This window comes from Rhizobium vallis, assembly GCF_003985155.1.
Lineage (GTDB): Bacteria > Pseudomonadota > Alphaproteobacteria > Rhizobiales > Rhizobiaceae > Rhizobium > Rhizobium vallis.
The window spans coordinates 193702-212544 of record NZ_ML133694.1 but is presented as its reverse complement, the minus strand read 5'-3'; the positions used below and the strand labels follow the sequence as shown (position 1 = coordinate 212544).

Annotated in this window: 17 protein-coding genes; 8 read left to right on the top strand and 9 right to left on the bottom strand. The window is 62.1% G+C overall.

What is annotated here, in order from left to right; genetic code table 11:
- Positions 1-57: 57 nt before the first annotated feature.
- Entirely contained in the window at positions 58-471 is a 414-nt protein-coding gene (locus EFQ99_RS23845; protein WP_126923678.1) for a cupin domain-containing protein, read from the bottom strand.
- 94 nt (positions 472-565) lie between these two features.
- On the opposite strand from EFQ99_RS23845, the gene EFQ99_RS23840 reads away from it, so the two are divergent.
- From EFQ99_RS23840 to EFQ99_RS23805, 7 genes are all read left to right on the top strand, one after another.
- The gene (locus tag EFQ99_RS23840) at positions 566-1351 is read left to right on the top strand and encodes an ABC transporter ATP-binding protein (protein ID WP_126923677.1); all 786 of its coding nucleotides are present in this window, start codon (positions 566-568) and stop codon (positions 1349-1351) included.
- 126 nt (positions 1352-1477) lie between these two features.
- The gene (locus EFQ99_RS23830) at positions 1478-1903 is read left to right on the top strand and encodes an endonuclease domain-containing protein (protein WP_342635422.1); all 426 of its coding nucleotides are present in this window, start codon (positions 1478-1480) and stop codon (positions 1901-1903) included.
- Positions 1900-2829, top strand: a complete 930-nt coding sequence (locus EFQ99_RS23825) for an ABC transporter permease (protein WP_126923674.1) — start codon at positions 1900-1902, stop codon at positions 2827-2829. The genes EFQ99_RS23830 and EFQ99_RS23825 overlap by 4 nt, the downstream gene beginning before the upstream one ends.
- On the top strand, positions 2826-3953 hold the full coding sequence (locus EFQ99_RS23820) for an ABC transporter permease (protein ID WP_126923673.1): 1128 nt from the start codon (positions 2826-2828) through the stop codon (positions 3951-3953). Before EFQ99_RS23825 ends, EFQ99_RS23820 begins: the two co-directional genes overlap by 4 nt.
- A 57-nt stretch (positions 3954-4010) precedes the next feature.
- Positions 4011-4982: an ABC transporter substrate-binding protein gene (locus EFQ99_RS23815; protein WP_126923672.1), complete on the top strand. Its 972-nt coding sequence runs from the start codon at positions 4011-4013 to the stop codon at positions 4980-4982.
- A 400-nt stretch (positions 4983-5382) separates the two neighbouring features.
- On the top strand, positions 5383-6573 hold the full coding sequence (locus EFQ99_RS23810) for an efflux RND transporter periplasmic adaptor subunit (protein WP_126923671.1): 1191 nt from the start codon (positions 5383-5385) through the stop codon (positions 6571-6573).
- A gap of 12 nt (positions 6574-6585) precedes the next feature.
- Positions 6586-9906, top strand: a complete 3321-nt coding sequence (locus tag EFQ99_RS23805; protein ID WP_126923670.1) for an efflux RND transporter permease subunit — start codon at positions 6586-6588, stop codon at positions 9904-9906.
- Between the two features lie 135 nt (positions 9907-10041).
- On the opposite strand, the gene EFQ99_RS23800 is transcribed toward EFQ99_RS23805, so the two are convergent.
- On the bottom strand, positions 10042-11388 hold the full coding sequence (locus EFQ99_RS23800) for a GAF domain-containing protein (RefSeq protein ID WP_126923669.1): 1347 nt from the start codon (positions 11386-11388) through the stop codon (positions 10042-10044).
- A complete protein-coding gene (locus EFQ99_RS23795) occupies positions 11385-11843 on the bottom strand; it encodes a hypothetical protein (protein ID WP_245441567.1) in 459 nt (152 codons plus the stop codon). The genes EFQ99_RS23800 and EFQ99_RS23795 overlap by 4 nt, the downstream gene beginning before the upstream one ends.
- Positions 11844-12027: 184 nt before the next feature.
- On the opposite strand from EFQ99_RS23795, the gene EFQ99_RS23790 reads away from it, so the two are divergent.
- On the top strand, positions 12028-12735 hold the full coding sequence (locus EFQ99_RS23790) for a hemerythrin domain-containing protein (protein WP_126923667.1): 708 nt from the start codon (positions 12028-12030) through the stop codon (positions 12733-12735).
- A gap of 279 nt (positions 12736-13014) precedes the next feature.
- On the opposite strand, the gene ureG is transcribed toward EFQ99_RS23790, so the two are convergent.
- The 6 genes from ureG to ureC all read right to left on the bottom strand — a co-directional run bounded on the left by ureG (position 13015) and on the right by ureC (position 18783).
- The gene (gene ureG, locus EFQ99_RS23785) at positions 13015-13626 is read right to left on the bottom strand and encodes an urease accessory protein UreG (RefSeq protein ID WP_126923666.1); all 612 of its coding nucleotides are present in this window, start codon (positions 13624-13626) and stop codon (positions 13015-13017) included.
- Positions 13627-13716: 90 nt separating this feature from the next.
- A complete protein-coding gene (locus tag EFQ99_RS23780; RefSeq protein WP_126923665.1) occupies positions 13717-14388 on the bottom strand; it encodes an urease accessory protein UreF in 672 nt (223 codons plus the stop codon).
- A gap of 6 nt (positions 14389-14394) precedes the next feature.
- Positions 14395-15000, bottom strand: coding sequence for an urease accessory protein UreE (locus tag EFQ99_RS23775; protein WP_126923664.1), 606 nt, complete (start codon positions 14998-15000; stop codon positions 14395-14397).
- 191 nt (positions 15001-15191) lie between these two features.
- The gene (locus tag EFQ99_RS23770) at positions 15192-16055 is read right to left on the bottom strand and encodes a GGDEF domain-containing protein (protein ID WP_126923663.1); all 864 of its coding nucleotides are present in this window, start codon (positions 16053-16055) and stop codon (positions 15192-15194) included.
- A gap of 331 nt (positions 16056-16386) precedes the next feature.
- On the bottom strand, positions 16387-17058 hold the full coding sequence (locus tag EFQ99_RS23765; protein WP_126923662.1) for a TIGR02117 family protein: 672 nt from the start codon (positions 17056-17058) through the stop codon (positions 16387-16389).
- Between the two features lie 12 nt (positions 17059-17070).
- Positions 17071-18783, bottom strand: coding sequence for an urease subunit alpha (gene ureC / locus EFQ99_RS23760; RefSeq protein ID WP_126923661.1), 1713 nt, complete (start codon positions 18781-18783; stop codon positions 17071-17073).
- Positions 18784-18843 lie beyond the last annotated feature (60 nt).

Here is an 18843-nt window from a genome sequence, read left to right as displayed (position 1 = left end):
GATGGAGCGTAGCGAAACCACCATCAATCGGGGATCGACGCTTCCATGCCGATGACCTCACGCCGGCACCAGCGCGTCCAGCTCCGGCAGAAGCACGACGCTTTCCTGCTCGTTCGGATCGGTGCGGGCGATGATCGCCGTGCATGGCGTGCTGCTGAGGTTTGCCGGCATATGCGGCACACCGGCCGGGATATAGAAGAGTTCGCCAGCATGGACGACGACGTGCTGCTCCAGCCGGTCGCCGTACCAGGTATGGGCCACGCCGGAGAGCATGTAGATCGCCGTCTCGTGCGCCTCATGCAGATGCGCCTTGGCGCGCACGCCGGGCGGGATCGTCAGCAGGTGCATGCAGATGCCCTTGGCGCCGACCGTCTCGGCCGCGATTCCTTCGAAATAGCTCAGCCCCTGCTTTCCGTCATAGGCATGGCTGGGACGAACGATGTGGCAGGTGGGTTTTGATGTCGCGTCCATTTTCTTTCTCCGTGAATTGTGCCGCCGGCAGGGCCTGCGGCGATGGTAACATGCAAACCGCCTTCCAGCGGCGAAAACAAGATCGGTCGCATTGATGCAAGCACCCTCCGTCGTATCCGCCAAGGATCTCTGTCTCACCTACCAGGCGAATGACGGCCCGGTGAACGCGCTGACCGATGTCAATCTCGATGTCCGCAAGGGCGACTTCGTCTCTTTCATCGGCCCGTCGGGCTGCGGCAAGACGACTTTCCTGCGCGTCATCGCCGATCTCGAAAAGAGCACTTCGGGCGAGATCTCGATCAACGGCATGACGCCGGAGGAGGCGCGCAAGGCCCGCGCCTACGGCTATGTCTTCCAGGCGCCGGCGCTCTATCCCTGGCGCACCATCGAAAACAACATCGCCCTGCCCTTGGAAATCATGGGTTATACCGCAGCCGACCGCACCAGGCGCATCGCCGAGGCGCTCGACCTCGTCAGCCTTTCCGGCTTCGAGAAGAAATTTCCCTGGCAGCTTTCCGGCGGCATGCAGCAGCGCGCCTCGATCGCCCGCGCACTCGCCTTCGATGCCGACCTGCTCCTGATGGACGAGCCCTTCGGCGCACTTGATGAAATCGTCCGCGACCATCTGAACGAAGAACTGCTGAAACTCTGGGCCCGCACCAACAAGACGATCTGCTTCGTCACCCATTCCATCCCCGAGGCCGTCTACCTCTCGACCAAGATCGTCGTGATGTCGCCGCGCCCCGGCCGCGTGACCGATGTGATCGACTCGCCCCTACCGGCCGAACGCCCGCTCGACATCCGCGACACCCCCGAATTCCTGGAAATCGCCCATCGCGTCCGCGAGGGGCTGAGAACGGGGCATAGCCATGAGGTTTAGGCGCGTGTTGTGTCAAAAGACCCCTCCCCAACCCCTCCCCACAAGGGGGAGGGACTTTAGCGCCGAAGCCCTCGGCAACGGCAGCGCTCTCCTGCAACGTTTCGTGGAGAACTCGGCGAGCGCCGCATGTTGGCCCCTCCCCCTTGTGGGGAGGGGTTGGGGAGGGGTCTAATGCCACATTCCAACATCACTCCCAAAACCCGCGAAACGGCGAAACGCCTACGCCGTGAATTGACAAAGGCGGAGGCGGCAATGTGGGATATGCTTCGCGATCTCAGGCCCCTTGGAGCGAGGTTCAGACGCGAGACGCCGATCGGCCCGTATATCGCCGATTTCGCCTGGCTTTCAGCGCGACTGATCGTCGAAGTCGATGGTGACAGCCACGAGACCGCCCACGGCCGCCGCCACGACCTTGCCCGCGACGCATTCCTACGCAGCGAGGGTTTCAACGTGCTGCGCTTCGACAACGCACAGGTGCTTGATGGACCTGACTACGTGTTCATCACCATCGAAAAACACGCCGCTCCATTTTTGAAGGAGCGAGCAGCATGAAACCCGACACCTTCAAGAACAAGATCGTCCCCGTCACCACCATCCTGCTCGCCCTCGTCGTCATCTGGTACGTCGCCGCCGTTCTCATGAACGCGCCGTTCCAGCGCGACATGGACAGCCGTGCCGGCGTCACGCCGACGACCTTCGAATTCATCGGCAAGACGCTGGCGCAGCCGAAACCGATCTTGCCGGCGCCGCATCAGGTGGCGCAGAACGTCTACGAGAACACTGTCCTGCGCAGCCTTTCGAGCAATCGCAGCCTCGTCTACCACGGCTGGGTGACGCTCTCCTCCACCCTGCTCGGCTTCGGCTTCGGCATGGTGCTCGGCATCCTTCTGGCCGTACTGATCGTCCACAACCGCGCCATGGACCGCTCGCTGATGCCCTGGCTGGTGGCGAGCCAGACCATACCGATCCTTGCCATCGCGCCGATGATCGTCATCATCTCCTACAACGTACTGACCGGCGACAATGCGCTCGCGCATCTCCTGAACCTCGATTCCGACGCCTCCCGTCTCGTCTCCAAGGCGCTGATCTCCACCTACCTCTCCTTCTTTCCCGTCGCCGTCGGCATGGTGAAAGGGCTGCGTTCGCCCGAAATCATGCATCTCGACCTGATGCGCACCTATTATGCGAGCCCCATGCAGACTTTCTGGAAGCTGCGCGTCCCAGCCTCGATCCCCTTTCTCTTTACCTCGATGAAAGTCGCGATTGCCGCAAGCCTCGTCGGCGCCATCGTCGGCGAATTGCCGACGGGTGCTGTCGCCGGCATCGGCTCGAAGCTGCTCGCCGGCTCCTATTACAGCCAGACCATCGATATCTGGGCCGCCCTCGTCGTCGGCTCGCTGCTTGCGGGCGCCCTGGTCGCGATCGTCGGCCTTGCGGCAAAGATCGTCGACCGGGCCATGGGCGGGAGGCCGGCATGAGACATCTGACCTTCTCCTGGCAGGGCATAGTCGCCCTTCTTCTCTGCATCGCCGCGCTGGCGAGCCTGCCGCTTCTGGCTGAGAGCGCGGCGCGACCCTTGAGTGACGGCACAGTGAGCCTCATCTTCATCATCGTCGCTGCGACCGCTCTTCTGTCTTTTGCGCCGCAGCCGCCGGCCTACCGCGCCACTGTGCTGTTCATCGGCGCCCATGGCGCCGCCTGGATGCTGCTTTCGGCCCTTTCCGGCAACGAGGCTACGGCAACACGGGCTTTCTTCCTGCTGCTCCTTTCCTCCTGGCTGCTTGCCTGGAGATGCGTCACGGAGCTCTCGAAATTGCAGCCCGTCACCGCGGTCGGCAAGTCGGCGCTCGAACTCCTGATCCCGGCGATCTTCGGCGCCTGGATCCTCATTCTGTGGGAAGCGGTGACCCGCGGCGCCGGCGTTCCCTTCATCCTGTTGCCGCCGCCGAGCGCCATCGGCGCGCGCATCATGGCCTCGCTACCGATCCTCGGCGACGATGTCAGGCAGACGATCTTCAAGGCGGTGCTGATCGGTTATATCGTCGGCTGCCTCAGCGGCTTCGTCGTCGCGGTGCTCGCTGACCGCGTCGTCTTCCTGCGCCGCGGCCTCCTGCCGATCGGCAACATGGTTTCGGCGCTGCCGATCATCGGCGTCGCCCCCGTCATGGTAATGTGGTTCGGTTTCGACTGGCCGTCGAAAGCCGCCGTCGTCATCATCATGACCTTCTTCCCGATGCTGGTGAACACGGTCGCTGGCCTTGCCGCCTCCGGCAGCATGGAGCGCGACCTGATGCGCACCTATGCGTCGAGCGACTGGCAGACGCTGCTGAAACTCAAGCTTCCGGCAGCGATGCCCTTCATTTTCAACGCACTGAAGATCAACTCGACGCTGGCGCTGATTGGTGCCATCGTTGCGGAATTCTTCGGGACGCCGATCGTCGGCATGGGCTTCCGCATCTCCACCGAGATCGGCCGCATGAATGTCGACATGGTCTGGGCGGAAATCGCCGTTGCGGCGCTGGCCGGCTCGATCTTCTATGGCGTCATCGCCCTGACGGAACGGGCGGTGACTTTCTGGCATCCGTCTATCCGTGGTGGCTAGGCGCGCCCGGGCTTCGCAAACGGCTCGGGCATAACTTCAGAGGGTAAGGAAAAGAAAATGAAAAAGTTGATGGTTGCAATGATGGCAAGCGCGATGTCGCTTGCAGCAGCCCATGCGATGGCCGCAGACAAGGTGGTCCTGCAGCTGAAATGGGTCACGCAGGGCCAGTTCGGCGGTTACTACGTCGCCAAGGAGAAGGGTTTCTACAAGGAAGAAGGCCTCGACGTCGACATCAAGCCGGGCGGTCCCGATATCGCCCCCGAGCAGGTGATCGCCGGCGGCGGCGCCGACGTCATCGTCGACTGGATGGGCGGCGCGCTGGTTGCCCGCGAAAAGGGCGTTCCGCTCGTCAACATCGCCCAGCCCTACCAGAAATCGGGCCTGGAAATGATCTGCCGCAAGGACGGGCCGGTCAAGACCGAGGCCGATTTCAAGGGCCACACGCTCGGCGTCTGGTTCTTCGGCAACGAGTATCCCTTCTTCGCCTGGATGAACAAGCTGGGTCTGTCCACGGAAGGCGGGCCGAATGGCGTTACCGTGCTGAAGCAGAGCTTCGACGTGCAGCCGCTCGTCCAGAAGCAGGCCGACTGCATCTCCGTCATGACCTATAACGAGTATTGGCAGGCGATCGATGCCGGCTTCAAGCCGGAGGAACTGACGGTCTTCAACTATACCGCGATGGGCAACGACCTCCTGGAAGACGGCCTCTATGCGATGGAAGACAAGCTGAAGGATCCAGCCTTCAAGGAGAAGATGGTCAAGTTCGTCCGCGCCTCGCTGAAGGGCTGGAAATATGCGACCGAGAATCCTGATGAAGCCGCCGAGATCGTCATGGACAATGGCGGCCAGGACGAGAACCACCAGAAGCGCATGATGGGCGAAGTCGCCAAGCTCGTCGGCGACGGCTCCGGCAAGCTGGATGAGGCGCTCTATGCCCGCACGGCAAAGGCGCTGCTCGATCAGAAGATCATCAGCAAGGAGCCCTCGGGCGCCTGGACGCACGACATCACCGACGCTGCTTCCAAGTAATTACGCCGGGATGCGAAGCGAAACGCGCGGAGAGATCTCCGCGCGTTTCGTGTTTTTTCCACCGAGATGAAAAAAATGCCTTGCCACTGTCGCATTTATCCCGTGTCAAACGTCATAGGGGCAGAAGCTTGATCAATCATCGTAATGTTCGCATAACCCTGCAGTGATTGATTCAGGCTCCGATGGTAATTATTATCGGCTCATGGGGAATTGTTTTCCGCTGGGCTTGCATATCGAGCAAATCGATACCAACTAGAAGCCGATTTGCCGGCGAGGGATGAAGACGGCAAATGATGTGTGGATACCCCTGAGAGTGCAGGAAAGGCAGTGGCCTGGTCGCGAGCTGAAATGGCAGACGCGCGAATTCGGCTAACCTTATGACAAGATTGGACCAGGACGCATGGCACTTAAGCCGTTTGGAATTCTAGGAACATCCACGCTTTTTGCAGCGGCTCTCGCTGCATCCACCGCATTTTCGCAGGAAGCGCCGGTTGCAAAGCCGCAACAGAACCTGCCGGCGATCGTCGTCACCACAGCTGTTAATCGCACCCTCGTCGACCGCGTCATCGGTACGGGAACGGTCAAACCCGTCGAGGAAGTCTATATCCAGCCACAGGTCGAAGGCCTCTCGATCCGCACGCTGAAAGCCGATATAGGCGACAAGGTCCAGGCCGAAAGCACGCTGGCGACGCTGAACGATGACGCGCTGGTCCTGACGAAGAGCCAGATGATGGCGACGAAGGCCAAGGGCGAGGCAAGCCTTGCCCAGCTGCGCGCCCAGCTCATCGAGGCACAGGCCAATGCCGAGCAGGCAAGGCAACAGCAGGTCCGCGCCCAGGAAATGGGCAAGAAGGGCACGGTTTCCACCGCCCAGGTCGAGCAGGCCGATGCGACCGCCGCCGCCGCCAATGCCCGTGTCGTCTCCGCCGAACAGGCGATCGAGGTCGCCGAAGCCGATCTTAAGGTCTTCGACAGCCAGATCGCCGATGCCGATCTGAAGCTGGCGCGCACCGACGTGAAGACGCCGGTCGCCGGCACGATCGCGGCAAAGAACGCCAAGGTCGGCGCCATTGCCGCCGGCAACGGAAACCCGCTGTTCACCATCATTCGCGACGGTGATGTCGAGCTGGTCGCCGAAGTCGCCGAAAGCGACATCGTCAGGGTCGTGCCGGGCCAGAAGGCGACGGTATCGCTCTCCGGCAGCCGTGAAAAACTTTCCGGCGCCGTGCGCCTGGTTTCGCCGACCGTCGATCCGGTGACGCGCCTCGGCCTCGTCCATATCTCTATCGACGATGACAGCAAGGCGCGTTCCGGCATGTATGGCAGCGCCGAGATCATCGTGCGCGAGACCGAAGGCGTATCGCTTCCCCTGACCGCGGTTCTCACCGGTAACGAAGGCTCCTCCGCCCGCAAGGTCGAGGCCGGCGTGGTGAAATTCGCAAAGATCGAAACCGGCATTCAGGACGGCCCCTATGTCGAAATCATCAGTGGATTGAAGACCGGCGACGAGGTCGTTGCCAAGGCGGGCGCCTATGTCCGCGACGGCGACCACATCACACCGGTGCACGAGCAGCCCTCGGCTTCCAACTAAAGAGACCATCCGATGAATTTTTCAGCCTGGTCCATTCGAAATCCCATCGCGCCGCTTCTGGCCTTCTGCCTGCTGATCTTCGTCGGCATGCAATCATTCAACAAGCTGCCGATCACGCGCTTCCCGAACATCGACGTGCCGCTCGTTTCGATCAGTGTGACGCAGAGCGGCGCCTCGCCTGCCGAACTCGAAATGCAGGTGACGAAGGAGATCGAAGATGCGGTCGCCTCGATCACCGGCATCGATGAGATCCAGTCGACGGTGACCGACGGCAGCTCGCAGACCAACGTCATGTTCCGCATGGAAGTGCCGACCGAACAGGCCGTGCAGGACACCAAGGACGCGATCGACCGTATCCGCAGCAATCTGCCGGCAAATATCGAAGAACCGATCGTCTCCAAGGTCGATGTCGAAGGCCAGGCGATCCAGACCTTCGCCGTTTCCTCGCCTGACCTGTCGCTGGAGGAACTCTCCTGGTTCGTTGACGACACGATCAAGCGTTCGCTGCAAGGCCAGTCCGGCATCGGCCGCGTCGACCGTTACGGCGGCGCCGAGCGCGAAGTGCGCATCGAACTCACCCCCGACAAGCTCAACGCCCATGGCATCACCGCCGCAAGCGTGAACGAGCAGCTGCGCGGCACCAACGTCGACCTCGGCTCCGGCCGCGGCCAGGTGGCAGGCAGCGAGCAGGCGATCCGCGTTCTCGGCGACGCCCGCAACGTCGCCGAGCTTGCAGACACGACGATTGCGCTGCCGAGCGGCCGTTTCGTCAAGCTATCCGATCTCGGCGTCATCAAGGACACCTACGAGGAGCCGAAATCCTTCTCGCGCTTCAACGATACGCCTGTTGTGACCTTCGGCGTCTTCCGCTCGAAGGGCGCAAGCGAAGTCAGCGTCGCCAAGACCGTAGCGCAGAGCCTCGACAAGGTGCGGAGCGAAAACCCGAATGTGAAGATCGAGATGATCGACGATTCGGTCTATTTCACTCACGGCAACTACGAAGCGGCCATCGATACGTTGCTCGAAGGCGCACTGCTTGCCATCATCGTCGTCCTTCTGTTCCTCAGGAACTGGCGCGCGACCCTGATCTCGGCTATCGCGCTGCCGCTCTCCGCGATCCCGACCTTCTGGGTGATGGACATGATGGGCTTCTCGCTGAACCTCGTCAGCTTCCTCGCCCTGACGCTTGCGACGGGTATTCTCGTCGACGACGCGATCGTGGAAATCGAAAACATTGCCCGCCATATCAAGATGGGCAAGACACCCTATCGGGCGGCGATCGAGGCGGCTGATGAAATCGGCCTTGCCGTCATCGCCACCACCTTCACGATCATCGCCGTCTTCGTGCCGGTTTCCTTCATGCCGGGCATTCCGGGCCAGTACTTCATCCAGTTCGGCCTGACGGTCGCCTTTTCCGTTTTCTTCTCGCTGATGGTGGCGCGCCTCATCACCCCGATGATGGCCGCCTATCTGATGCGTGCCGAAGACGGCATGGAAGACCATCACGACAATGACGGCCTGCTGATGAAGGGCTATACGCGCCTGGTGCGCGGCACGACCGGGCACTGGTACACGCGTTACGCGACCCTGCTTGCTGCGATCGGTTTCCTGGTCGGTTCTGTCTTCTTGCTGATGCAGGTTCCCGGCAGCTTCCTGCCGCCGGAAGACGCCTCGCGCATCGTTCTCTCCGTCGAACTGCCGCCCAATGCGCGGCTCGATGACACCGAGAAGACGACCGATGCGATCTATGACAGGGTCAAGGACATCAACGGCGTCGAAAGTGTCTTCGTTCTCGGCGGCGCATCGCCGAAGGGCGAACTCGAACTGCGCCGCGCGACCATCACACTTGCACTTCACAAGCTCGACCAGTCGCTGGTCAAGAAGGTGGTCAACGACGTGCTCGGCCATATTCCAGTCATCGGTCCGATGCTGCCGAAGGTGGAAGTCCACGGCCGCGAACGTCCGCAATGGAATATCGAAAAGGAAGTCTTCGCCAAGCTGCGCGACATTCCCGACGTCCATATCCTCAAGCTCAACGACCGCGGCGAACGCGACCTGTCCTTCAACTTCCTCTCCAAGAACGAGAAGGACCTGAATGATGCGGTCGGCATTCTGGAATCCAAGCTGCGCGCCGACCCGCTGCTGGCCAATGTCAGCGCCGACGGCGCCCTGCCCCGTCCGGAACTGCAGGTCCGCCCGCGCAAGGACGAAGCCGCCCGCCTCGGCATCACGCCGCAGCAAATCTCCGAGACGATCCGCGTCGCCACCATCGGCGATGTCGATGCGGCCCTTGCCAAGATCTCGCTCGACGATCGCCAGATCCCGATCCGGGTTCAGGCCGCGGTCGACATGCGCCGCGACCTTGCGGCCATCCGGGCGCTGAAGATCCAGACCGCCAGCGGCGGCACCGTTCCGCTCGCAAGCGTCGCCAATATCGACTATTCGGAAGGCGTCAGCTCGATCAAGCGCAACAACCGCTACCGCGTCGTCTCGATCGGCTCCGACCTGCCGCAGGGGGTGGCGCTCGATACGGCTTCGGCCCGCTTCCGCCAGATCGTCAACGATGCCAAGATCCCGGCCAGCGTGCACCTTGCCGAAAGCGGCGATACCAAGGTCCAGACCGAGATGCAGCAGAGCTTCGTCAACGCCATGTTGATGGGCCTCTTGCTGGTGTTGACGGTGCTGATCCTGCTCTTCAAGGATGTTATCCAGCCCTTCACCATCCTGTTCTCGCTGCCGCTCGCCATCGGCGGCGTCGCCGCCGCACTGATCATCACCAGCAACCCGCTGTCGATGCCGGTCATGATCGGTATCCTGATGCTGATGGGTGTCGTCACCAAGAACGCCATCCTGCTCGTCGATTTCGCTATCGAGATGCGCCACCGGGGCATGCCTCGCGTCGAGGCGATGGTGGAAGCCGGCCGCAAGCGCGCCCGGCCGATCATCATGACCTCGATTGCCATGTCGGCGGGCATGCTGCCTTCCGCGCTCGGCGTCGGCGAAGGCGGCTCGTTCCGCGCGCCGATGGCGACCGCGGTGATCGGCGGCATCATCGTCTCGACGGTACTCTCGCTCGTCGTCGTGCCCTCTTTCTTCCTGATCATGGACGATCTGTCCCGCCTGCTCGGCTGGATGTTCGGCCGCTTAGTCGGCAGGAAGGACGAGGAGGACCTGCCGCTGTCGCGCGAGGATCTCACCCGTGTCACCCGCGAGAACCAGAGCGATATCGGCGCGCTGGATGAACGCCTGACCGCGATCGAGAAGCCGGAAAGCAAGCGCAAGGGCGCCAACGACACTAATGTCCTCCGCCTGCCGCCCTTCGCGGCGGAGTGAGCAGCGTCAGCGAAATCAAAACGGGCCGGAAGCGATCTTCCGGCTCGTTTCGTTTTATCGGTCATCTCAGCATTTGAGCGAAATCAATTCCGCCGCTTGGTCGGATTTGTCGCCAGCAGGGGAAACCCGCCGCGGTCAGTCTTCCACCACCTCAATCTCGGGACGGCCGGCGAGGATGAGCCGCAGGCGGCCGCGCTCGGCGCGCTCGAGCATGATCGGGCCCGCCTTTTCCTCCAGTCGCCGGCGCAGCAAGATCAGCCGGGTCTCCAGATTGTCCTTGAAGTCCGGCAGTTGCAGGCGCCGGTCGCGGCGTATCTCGCGGTTCAGAAAGTCCTGCTTGCCGATGCGCACATAGTCTTCAAGGAAGTGCAGGAGCAGCCGCCCCGGCACACCGCGGATGAGATAGTCGTCGTCGACGAACAGCGAGCCGTCCCGTGGATAGAAGCGCACGGCGATGCGCCGACCGGCAGGCACGCTCCCCGCCTCGACGGCTGGCGCCTCCGCCTTCTCGCGCTGGCCCGTCTCCGCCCGCTCGCGTTCCTCGGAATGAAAGGAGAGCGCAGTGGCCAGATGCGCGGCGATCACTATCAGCGCCTCCTCGTCGCGATGGCGGAAGGTAAACCGTTCCGTCGATTCCGAGAACAGCACGCCGACGAGCCTTCCCCGCGCGACAAGCGGCAGCGCGATCTGGCTGAGTGGCTTGTCGAGCGCCGGAAGCGGAATCGGCGTCGTATCCTCGACGCCTGCCATGGTCCGCACCGCCTGGATGTAGCGCTGGCCGCGGCTCAAGTCGGTGATTCGCACATTGCGTTGCCGCTCGGCCGCAATTCCGATAATGCCGCGCCCGGGAGAAACCTCGGCGCCAAAACCGAACTGGTCGTAGCCGCGGCTGGCGATCGTCGTCAGCCCGCCGCGTTCGCCGTCCGGCACCAGCACCATGGAATGGTTGTAGCCGAAGAACTTGCCGAGGCCCTCAAGCGTCACGTCGAGCAGCGTTTCCGGATCGCTGCAGTCTGACATCCGTGCCGTCAGCCTCGCCACCTTGCCCATCAAGTCGGGCAGCACGAGCGGCTCCGGCTCGATCAGCGGATGGGGGGCCGGCACGGCCCGGCAGTCCTCCACGTGATAGATGTCGACGGCGCGCAGCTTCATGATCCCGCTCATCCGGCTTTCCAGGATCGCCAGATGGATCGCCATCCGCTCGAATGTCTCGCCCTCCGTCTCGGAACGCTCGAACACCAGGTCGAGCACGTGCTGCTGGCCGCTGTAGCCATCGACGACCATCACGGTCGCAAGCCCGTTGCGGGCCACATTGGCGGCGGTCTTGGAAAAGAACTGGTCGGAGAGCGCGACATGCGTCTCGTCGACGTAATGCACGTGTGAGAGATAGGAAATATTGGGCATGCCGTCCGCATCGGTCGTGGCGATGACGGAAGGAATGACACCCTCGAAACTGTCCCGCAGCCTTTCGAGCGGAATCATGCGACGGCTTCCGGCGTCAGCCGGCGTCCGGAGCCCGGCCCGGGCGTCTGCTCGAAGATCTCCTGCGGCTCGATCGTTATGCAGACGAGTTCCTGGTCCGAGAGTGTGCTCGAGAGCTGCATCCGGGTGACCCCGAGCGCCAGCATCCGCGCGAGCTGTTCTGAGACATAGGACTGGCCCAGTGCCCGGAAGGCGGCATCCGCCGGCCCCGCCGTGAGGACTCGACCCTTGATCTGGCAGGCCTTGTAGTCGGCCGCCCGCACATAGGTCGTGGCAATCGGCCGGCCGTCCAGCGCCTCGCCCACGGCATCAGGCCATTGGCTGCGGGAGGCGAGGAAGTGCAGATGCCCGCTCTGCCGGTCGACGCGCACGCCGGAGCCGCGGCCAATCATCGGCCGGCCGGTCTCGTCGCGCGTCGCGAACAGGATCATCACGGGACTCTCTATGAATTCCACAAGTTCCGGCCCCAGCAATGCTTGTCCCCCCGATGTCAGGCGATGATAATTAGTTAGGATATTCTTAGCAATCGTTTCAATTGCTTAGGATGGTTTTAGGAAGCGCCTCGCAACGGCCTAGGTTATCTCAGGCCATCAGCCCGGCGCACATAAGGAGGCGCCGGCCAACGAGAGGAAAACCATCGTGAGCCACGAATTCTCGCTTACCAGCATCCCCGATCTCAACGGCCGTTACGACATTTACGGCGCGATACACAAGGGCCTGCGCAAGGCCGGCTGTGACCTGCTCGGACGCCTCGGCACGGCCGATTTCCAGAATGTCGAGGAGACGGTCTTCCTGATCGGCGACCTGCGCCACTACCTGATGCTTGCCGCCTCCCACGTCAGTCACGAGGACGACAACATCCACACGGCGCTTGCCGCCAAAGGCGTCTCGACCGTCACGTTGGACGAGCAGCACGACGACCACCGCACCGCCTTCCGCGAACTGGAGGAACTGATCGTCGCCTGGGAGAACGCCTGGCCGCTGCACAAGTCCGCCTGCGGCCGCAAACTCTATCTCGCCTTTGCCGCCTATATCGCCGACGACTTCGCACATATGCATGAGGAGGAGGCGGTGACCGGCCCTCTGCTGTGGCGCAACTTCACCGACCAGGAAATATTCGGCATCGAAATGCGCATTATCGGCTCCCTGCCGCCGGAGAAGAGCATGGCCTTCATGCGCCTCATGATCCCGGCGATCAATCCGGCCGAGCGTGCGGCACTGCTCGGCGCCATGAAGAAGGATGCGCCGCCGGAAATCTTCCAGGCAGTCATCGACTTTGCCGTCCGTCCGGGGCTTTCGGTCGGCGACTTCGCTATGCTTGCCGACGCGCTGAAGCTGGCCGCCTGAAAAGATTGCTGCGGGCGGAGGATCGAGGCTCCGCCCGTGGCATCGTCGACCATTTCCGGAGAAGAACCATGTGCACACCGAACGGCAAGGCCGGCATTCCGGCCGCGTGTCCACGCGGCGGCGATTGTCGCGGCTGCCCCATGCTGCTTTCCGTCGTTAGGGAAGAACGCCCGTCGCCGGTCGCTCTTCCTGGAGGCGTGCCTCAGACTTGGGAATCCTATGCCGACTCCGAGAAAAATGAGATCGCTCTAGGTCGATTCGGGCTGAAATCGTACGAATCTAGAGCCCGCCCTGCTCCCTGAGGAAGCTGACGATCGAGCTGACCCCGTCGCCGCGTTTCATGTCGGAGAACACGAAGGGGCGGCTCGCGCGCATGCGCGCCGCATCCCGGTCCATCACCTCGAGATCGGCGCCTACATGGGGTGCGAGATCCTTCTTGTTGATGACCAGCAGGTCCGAGCGGGTGATCCCCGGCCCGCCCTTGCGCGGGATTTCCTCGCCCTGGCAGACGGAGATGACGTAGATGGTGATATCGGCAAGATCGGGCGAGAAGGTCGCCGCCAGATTGTCGCCGCCGGATTCGATGAAGACGACATCGAGATCGGGAATCCGCTCGTTGAGGCCGGCGATCGCCTGAAGATTGATCGTCGCATCCTCGCGAATGGCCGTATGCGGGCAACCGCCCGTCTCGACACCGACGATACGGTCCGAAGGCAGCGCCTGCATGCGCACCAGCGCCTCGGCATCTTCGGTCGTATAAATGTCGTTGGTGACGACGGCGACGGAATAGTCGTCGCGCATCGCCTTGCAGAGCTTTTCCGTCAGCGCCGTCTTGCCCGAGCCGACCGGTCCGCCGATGCCGACGCGCAGAGGTCCGTTTCTTGATTTCATGTGTCTTACTCCAATCGAACCCTGATGATAGCGACGCCGCTGGTGCGCGCCACCGTCAAATGACGCAGCTCCCGAAATTTTGGATCGCTGCTATGACCGGAACAGCCGCGTCGCCTGGGTTTCGTGGCGAAGGCTTGCTATATCAGCCTGCACCGTCGCCGAACCCAGATCGTCAAGCGTCGAGGTGGTCGCCTGCCGGGCGATCTCTGCGATGATCGCTTCGAGACCGGCAAGCACGGCAACCCCATCCTTCTGCCCGGCGACGCCAAGACGGATGCCTGCCGAAACCGCTTGTGAGGCATAGGCATGCAGGAAGGCGGCGAGCGCCTTCTCTGGCGCGATAGCATGCGCGCCCGTCACCGCCCCAACCGCAACGGGATAAGCAGCCTTCTGAGGCAACCTTTCGAACACGCTGTCCGGCCAGGCCCGCGCAGCCGCGACGAAAGCCTCGCCGAGCAGCATCGTTTCCTGATGACGCTCGCGCGATCCGGCGAGCGCCTCGGCGAGTGCGGCGATTTCGGCAAGATGCGCGGAGTCGGCATGGCGCTTGTGGCTTTCGGCCAGCAAGACGGCATCGTTCCAGGCTGAACCATGACCGATCAGCGTACCGATCCAGGCCGCCAGCGAGCTCGCATCGGTGACGAGCTCATCGGCCACCGCCCGCTCCAGCCCGCCCGAATAGGCAAAACCGCCGATTGGGAAGGCTGGCGAGAGCCATGCCGTCAGGCGCAGCAATGCCTGCAGCTCGAGATCCCCGGTCATCGAGCCTCAATCGAGCTTGTGGCCGTGATGCCCGTGGTCGTGATCATGGTCATGGTCATGATCGTGATTGCAGTTGTGATCGTGTTTGTGGCCATGGTCGTGCGCGTGGTCGTCGTGATCGTGCCCGTGACTATGTCCATGATCGTGGGCAGCGTGCCCGTGATCATGTGATTGCCCGCCATGGGAATGATAGGCTCCTCGCGCCGGCTGGAAGGGCTCGTCGATCTCCAGGACCGTGGCCCCCAGCCCCTGCAGCATGGCACGAATGACATGATCGCGCAGGATAACGATGCGGTCTTCTTCGATCTGGGCGGCAAGATGGCGGTTGCCGAGATGCCAGGCAAGCTCGACCAGATGCGTGCGGTCGCGTCCGCGAATTTCGAAGAGCTTCTCGTCGGCCGCAAGGATCTCGATCAGTTCGCCGTCATCGCGTACCAGCAGGTCGCCATTGGCGAAAAGCACCGGATCCTTGAGATCGAGCATGACCATCTCGCCATTTTCCAGATGCAGGAGCTTGCGGCGAAGATGGCGCAGGTCATGCGGCAGCTTGACCTGGGCGATCGGATGGGAAGAAGGGGTGCCGGCGGGAAGATAGGAGGTGACGCGCTGCATGATATGTCCGTTTTGATGAGACGACGACCATGCAAAATAGCCTTTCCCGATGCAAGCACCAATAGGCTTTCGCTTGCAGCATTGGGGCAAAAGACTGCAGCGGCCTTGCGATCAGGACATACGAAAAATCAAAGACTTAAAGCATGGGAAGTGAATCTGAAGGATCGCGGCACGCTTTGGGCGCCCGGCTTTTATATTCCGTAAGCCTGCATCACGTTGTCGCTGCCCGTCCCCCTGCCCTCGGCGCCCGGGCCGTTTTCGGCAAGCCCGTGCCAGGCATGCTGCAGGCCTTCCCGCTCGTGCACGACGCGATTGCGCCCGAGCGCCTTGGCGAGATAGAGCGCCCGGTCGGCCGAGGCATAGACCTGCTGCTTGTTGCGCCCGGCGATAAGATCGGCGACGCCCCCCGAAATGGTGATGGCGATATTATGCCCTTCCGCCGCGATCGGCCTGCCGGCGATGCTCGCCCGTACGGCCTGGATCCGCTCCATTCGCGCCTCCAGCGGTTCGCCGGAGACGATGACGCCGAACTCTTCGCCGCCGAGCCGCGCGACGACGGACAAATCGTCGAAGGTGGAAGTCAGCACGGCCGAAACCGCCGTGATGACGGCATCGCCGCAGGCGTGGCCGAAACGATCGTTGATCGCCTTGAAGCGGTCGACGTCGAAAATAACAAGCGAGGCGTCGCCCTCGGTGTTATCAAGCGCCTCCGTGAAAGCACGCCGGTTCAACAGGCCGGAGAGCGTATCCGTGCGGCTGAGCTTTTCGAATTCCGCCCGCGACAGCGTCAGTTCATGCATGGTGAACCCCGCGGCGAGCGACAGCATGCCGGAAACCGTTCCGCCGACGAGCCAGGAAAAAACCGCGCCGAAGCCGATCGCATGCGGCAGCGTCATCGGCAACAGCCCGAGAAAACCGAGCGGCGGTATCGTCAGCGCGATGATGACGCCAGAGAGAATGACGGCGAGAAAGCTCATCTTCAGCGCGAAGACATAGACGTTCCTGCGATATTGAAAATTGCCCAAATCGGCCTGCAGCGACATCCAGTTTTTCATGAGAATCAACCTTCCTGCCCGGCGTTGCAAGGCAATTGATAAGAGCCCAATTGCTGCGGGTGTCTTAATCGACTCGTTAAAATTCGAATGGTTTTGGACGATTCGGTGGACGGATTTTTTCTAGCAGGGGATGTAAACGTTCAATCCCTGAATCGGACACTCCTGAGAGACAGCTAGACAATTGATATAAAAAAGCTTTTTCCCGCTGTTCGGCAGGGCTGTTCCAGAATGGTTTAACCCAGGGGAATACCGATTTTTCCACTGATTTTTACAACCGAATGGAGAGTACCGTTCACAATTTGGTATAACACCGGCCTGGTCGGCAATTGCTTCAATTGTAGACAGCCACAGACAATCGCAAAGATTGTGGAAGCGGGTTCCAGAAGCCGGTCCGAAGCCCGGCCGAGCGCAGGGCAGCAGCAGTCCAGGTATTGCAGCCGAACAGGGCATTGAAATATCCCTTGGCCTCGAAAAACCGGTCGATTTCGCCGTAACCCGCATCGGGGATCGGTACGATCTCGCCGGCGTCGCGGACGAAGCTGTCCACCATGAAATCGCGTAGCCGCGCCAGCTGATCGTCGCTGACATCGAATGCCGTAACAGCCGGCTGCGGCTCGGTGATATGACCGGCGAGGTCTACGTGCAGTACCGAACGATCGATCGTCAGCGCCCGCAGCACCGGCATCGGCTTCAGCTCCGCCCAGGTCGGGGTTTCCAGATAGAAGGCGCGGCCGCCCCAGCCCAGAATAAGCCATTCCGCATTCGGATGGCCGAGCGGAAAATCGGTCCCATCGAGGAAGGAAAAGGCCGCCCGGGTTTCATCATCAAGCCGGATTGCAATATCGGTATGGATCGGCCCCGACAGCAACAGAATCCGGTGCGTCGCCTCGGCAGACGACGCCTTGACGGGCGCGATCAGCGGCCGGGGAATAAAGGTTCCGCCCGCGGCCAGAGCCACGAGCAGGACCATGATCCGCAGAAACCAGCCTATGCCCCTCCGCACAGAATGACCGGTCTAGAACAGGAAATAGCGCTGCGCCATCGGCAGCACCGTCGCCGGTTCGCAGGTTAACAATTCGCCGTTCGCCCTGACTTCGTAGGTCTCCGGATCGACCTCGATCTCCGGCGTCAGGTCGTTATGGATCATCGACGCCTTGGAGATGCCGCCGCGCGTATTCTTCACCGCCAGGAGCTCCTTGGCGACGCCGAGCCTGCCCTTCAGGCCGGCATCGAGCGAAGCTTGGCTGACGAAGGTGACGGAGGAGTTGGTGAGGCTTTTGCCGTAAGAGGCAAACATCGGCCGGTAGTGCACCGGCTGCGGCGTCGGGATCGAGGCGTTCGGATCGCCCATGGGTGCTGCGGCGATCGAGCCGCCGAGCAGCACCATGTCGGGCTTCACGCCGAAGAAGGCTGGATTCCACAGCACGAGGTCGGCGCGCTTGCCGACTTCGACCGAGCCGATCTCGTGGCTGAGGCCGTGGGCGATCGCCGGATTGATCGTGTACTTAGCGATATAGCGGCGGACACGGAAATTGTCGTTGTCGCCCTTTTCCTCCTTCAGCCGGCCGCGCTGACGCTTCATCTTGTCGGCCGTCTGCCAGGTGCGGATCGCAACCTCGCCGACACGGCCCATGGCCTGGCTGTCGGACGAGATGATCGAGAAGGCGCCGATATCGTGGAGGATGTCTTCGGCGGCGATCGTCTCCTTGCGGATCCGGCTTTCGGCAAAGGCGATATCCTCGGGGATCGACGGCGACAGATGATGGCAGACCATCAGCATGTCGAGATGCTCGGCGATGGTATTGACCGTATAGGGCCGGGTTGGATTGGTCGACGAAGGGATGACATTCGGCTGGCCGCAGATCTTGATGATGTCGGGGGCGTGCCCGCCGCCGGCGCCTTCCGTATGGAAGGCATGAATGGTGCGGCCCTTGATGGCGCCGATCGTATCCTCGACGAAGCCGCTTTCGTTCAGCGTATCCGTGTGGATCATCACCTGCACGTCGTATTCGTCGGCGACCGACAGGCAGCAGTCGATGGCGCCCGGCGTCGTGCCCCAATCCTCGTGCAGCTTCAGCGAGGTGGCGCCGGCAAGCACCATTTCAGTAAGCGCGCCCGGTAGCGAGGCATTGCCCTTGCCGGCAAAGGCGAGGTTCATCGGAAAGGCGTCGGCCGCTTCGATCATGCGCGCGATATGCCAGGGCCCCGGCGTGCAGGTGGTGGCAAGCGTGCCGTGCGCCGGCCCGGTGCCGCCGCCGAGCATGCAGGTCATGCCTGACATCAGCGCTTCCTCGATCTGCTGGGGCGCGATGAAGTGGATATGGCTGTCCATGCCGCCGGCCGTCACGATCTTGCCTTCGGCAGCGATCGCCTCCGTGCCCGGACCGACGATGATATTGACACCGGGCTGCATATCAGGATTGCCCGCCTTGCCGATCGCAACGATGCGCCCGCTCTTGAGCCCGATATCGGCCTTGTAGATGCCGGAATGATCGACGATCACGGCATTGGTGATGACGGTATCCACGGCGCCGTCCGCCCGCGTCACCTGGCTCTGGCCCATGCCGTCGCGGATCACCTTGCCGCCGCCGAACTTCACCTCCTCGCCATAGGTGGTGAAATCCTTTTCGATCTCGATGAAGAGCTCCGTATCGGCAAGGCGCACCTTGTCACCGGTGGTCGGTCCGAACATGCCGGCATAAGCGGCGCGGGAGATCTTGTAGGGCATCTGTCAGGTTCCTTCAGAAAGCGGCACGCCGCGGCGTTTAGGCAACGTCAACCATTTCCT

Coding starts and splice junctions, on each gene's coding strand:
- EFQ99_RS23820 (WP_126923673.1), top strand. CDS start 2,826: ATGAGACATCTGACCTTCTCCTGGCAGGGCATAGTCGCCCTTCTTCTC.
- EFQ99_RS23815 (WP_126923672.1), top strand. CDS start 4,011: ATGAAAAAGTTGATGGTTGCAATGATGGCAAGCGCGATGTCGCTTGCA.
- EFQ99_RS23810 (WP_126923671.1), top strand. CDS start 5,383: ATGGCACTTAAGCCGTTTGGAATTCTAGGAACATCCACGCTTTTTGCA.
- EFQ99_RS23770 (WP_126923663.1), bottom strand. CDS start 16,055: ATGAAAAACTGGATGTCGCTGCAGGCCGATTTGGGCAATTTTCAATAT.
- EFQ99_RS23840 (WP_126923677.1), top strand. CDS start 566: ATGCAAGCACCCTCCGTCGTATCCGCCAAGGATCTCTGTCTCACCTAC.
- EFQ99_RS23805 (WP_126923670.1), top strand. CDS start 6,586: ATGAATTTTTCAGCCTGGTCCATTCGAAATCCCATCGCGCCGCTTCTG.
- EFQ99_RS23775 (WP_126923664.1), bottom strand. CDS start 15,000: ATGCAGCGCGTCACCTCCTATCTTCCCGCCGGCACCCCTTCTTCCCAT.
- ureC (WP_126923661.1), bottom strand. CDS start 18,783: ATGCCCTACAAGATCTCCCGCGCCGCTTATGCCGGCATGTTCGGACCG.
- EFQ99_RS23845 (WP_126923678.1), bottom strand. CDS start 471: ATGGACGCGACATCAAAACCCACCTGCCACATCGTTCGTCCCAGCCAT.
- EFQ99_RS23800 (WP_126923669.1), bottom strand. CDS start 11,388: ATGATTCCGCTCGAAAGGCTGCGGGACAGTTTCGAGGGTGTCATTCCT.
- EFQ99_RS23825 (WP_126923674.1), top strand. CDS start 1,900: ATGAAACCCGACACCTTCAAGAACAAGATCGTCCCCGTCACCACCATC.
- EFQ99_RS23830 (WP_342635422.1), top strand. CDS start 1,478: ATGTTGGCCCCTCCCCCTTGTGGGGAGGGGTTGGGGAGGGGTCTAATG.
- EFQ99_RS23780 (WP_126923665.1), bottom strand. CDS start 14,388: ATGACCGGGGATCTCGAGCTGCAGGCATTGCTGCGCCTGACGGCATGG.
- ureG (WP_126923666.1), bottom strand. CDS start 13,626: ATGAAATCAAGAAACGGACCTCTGCGCGTCGGCATCGGCGGACCGGTC.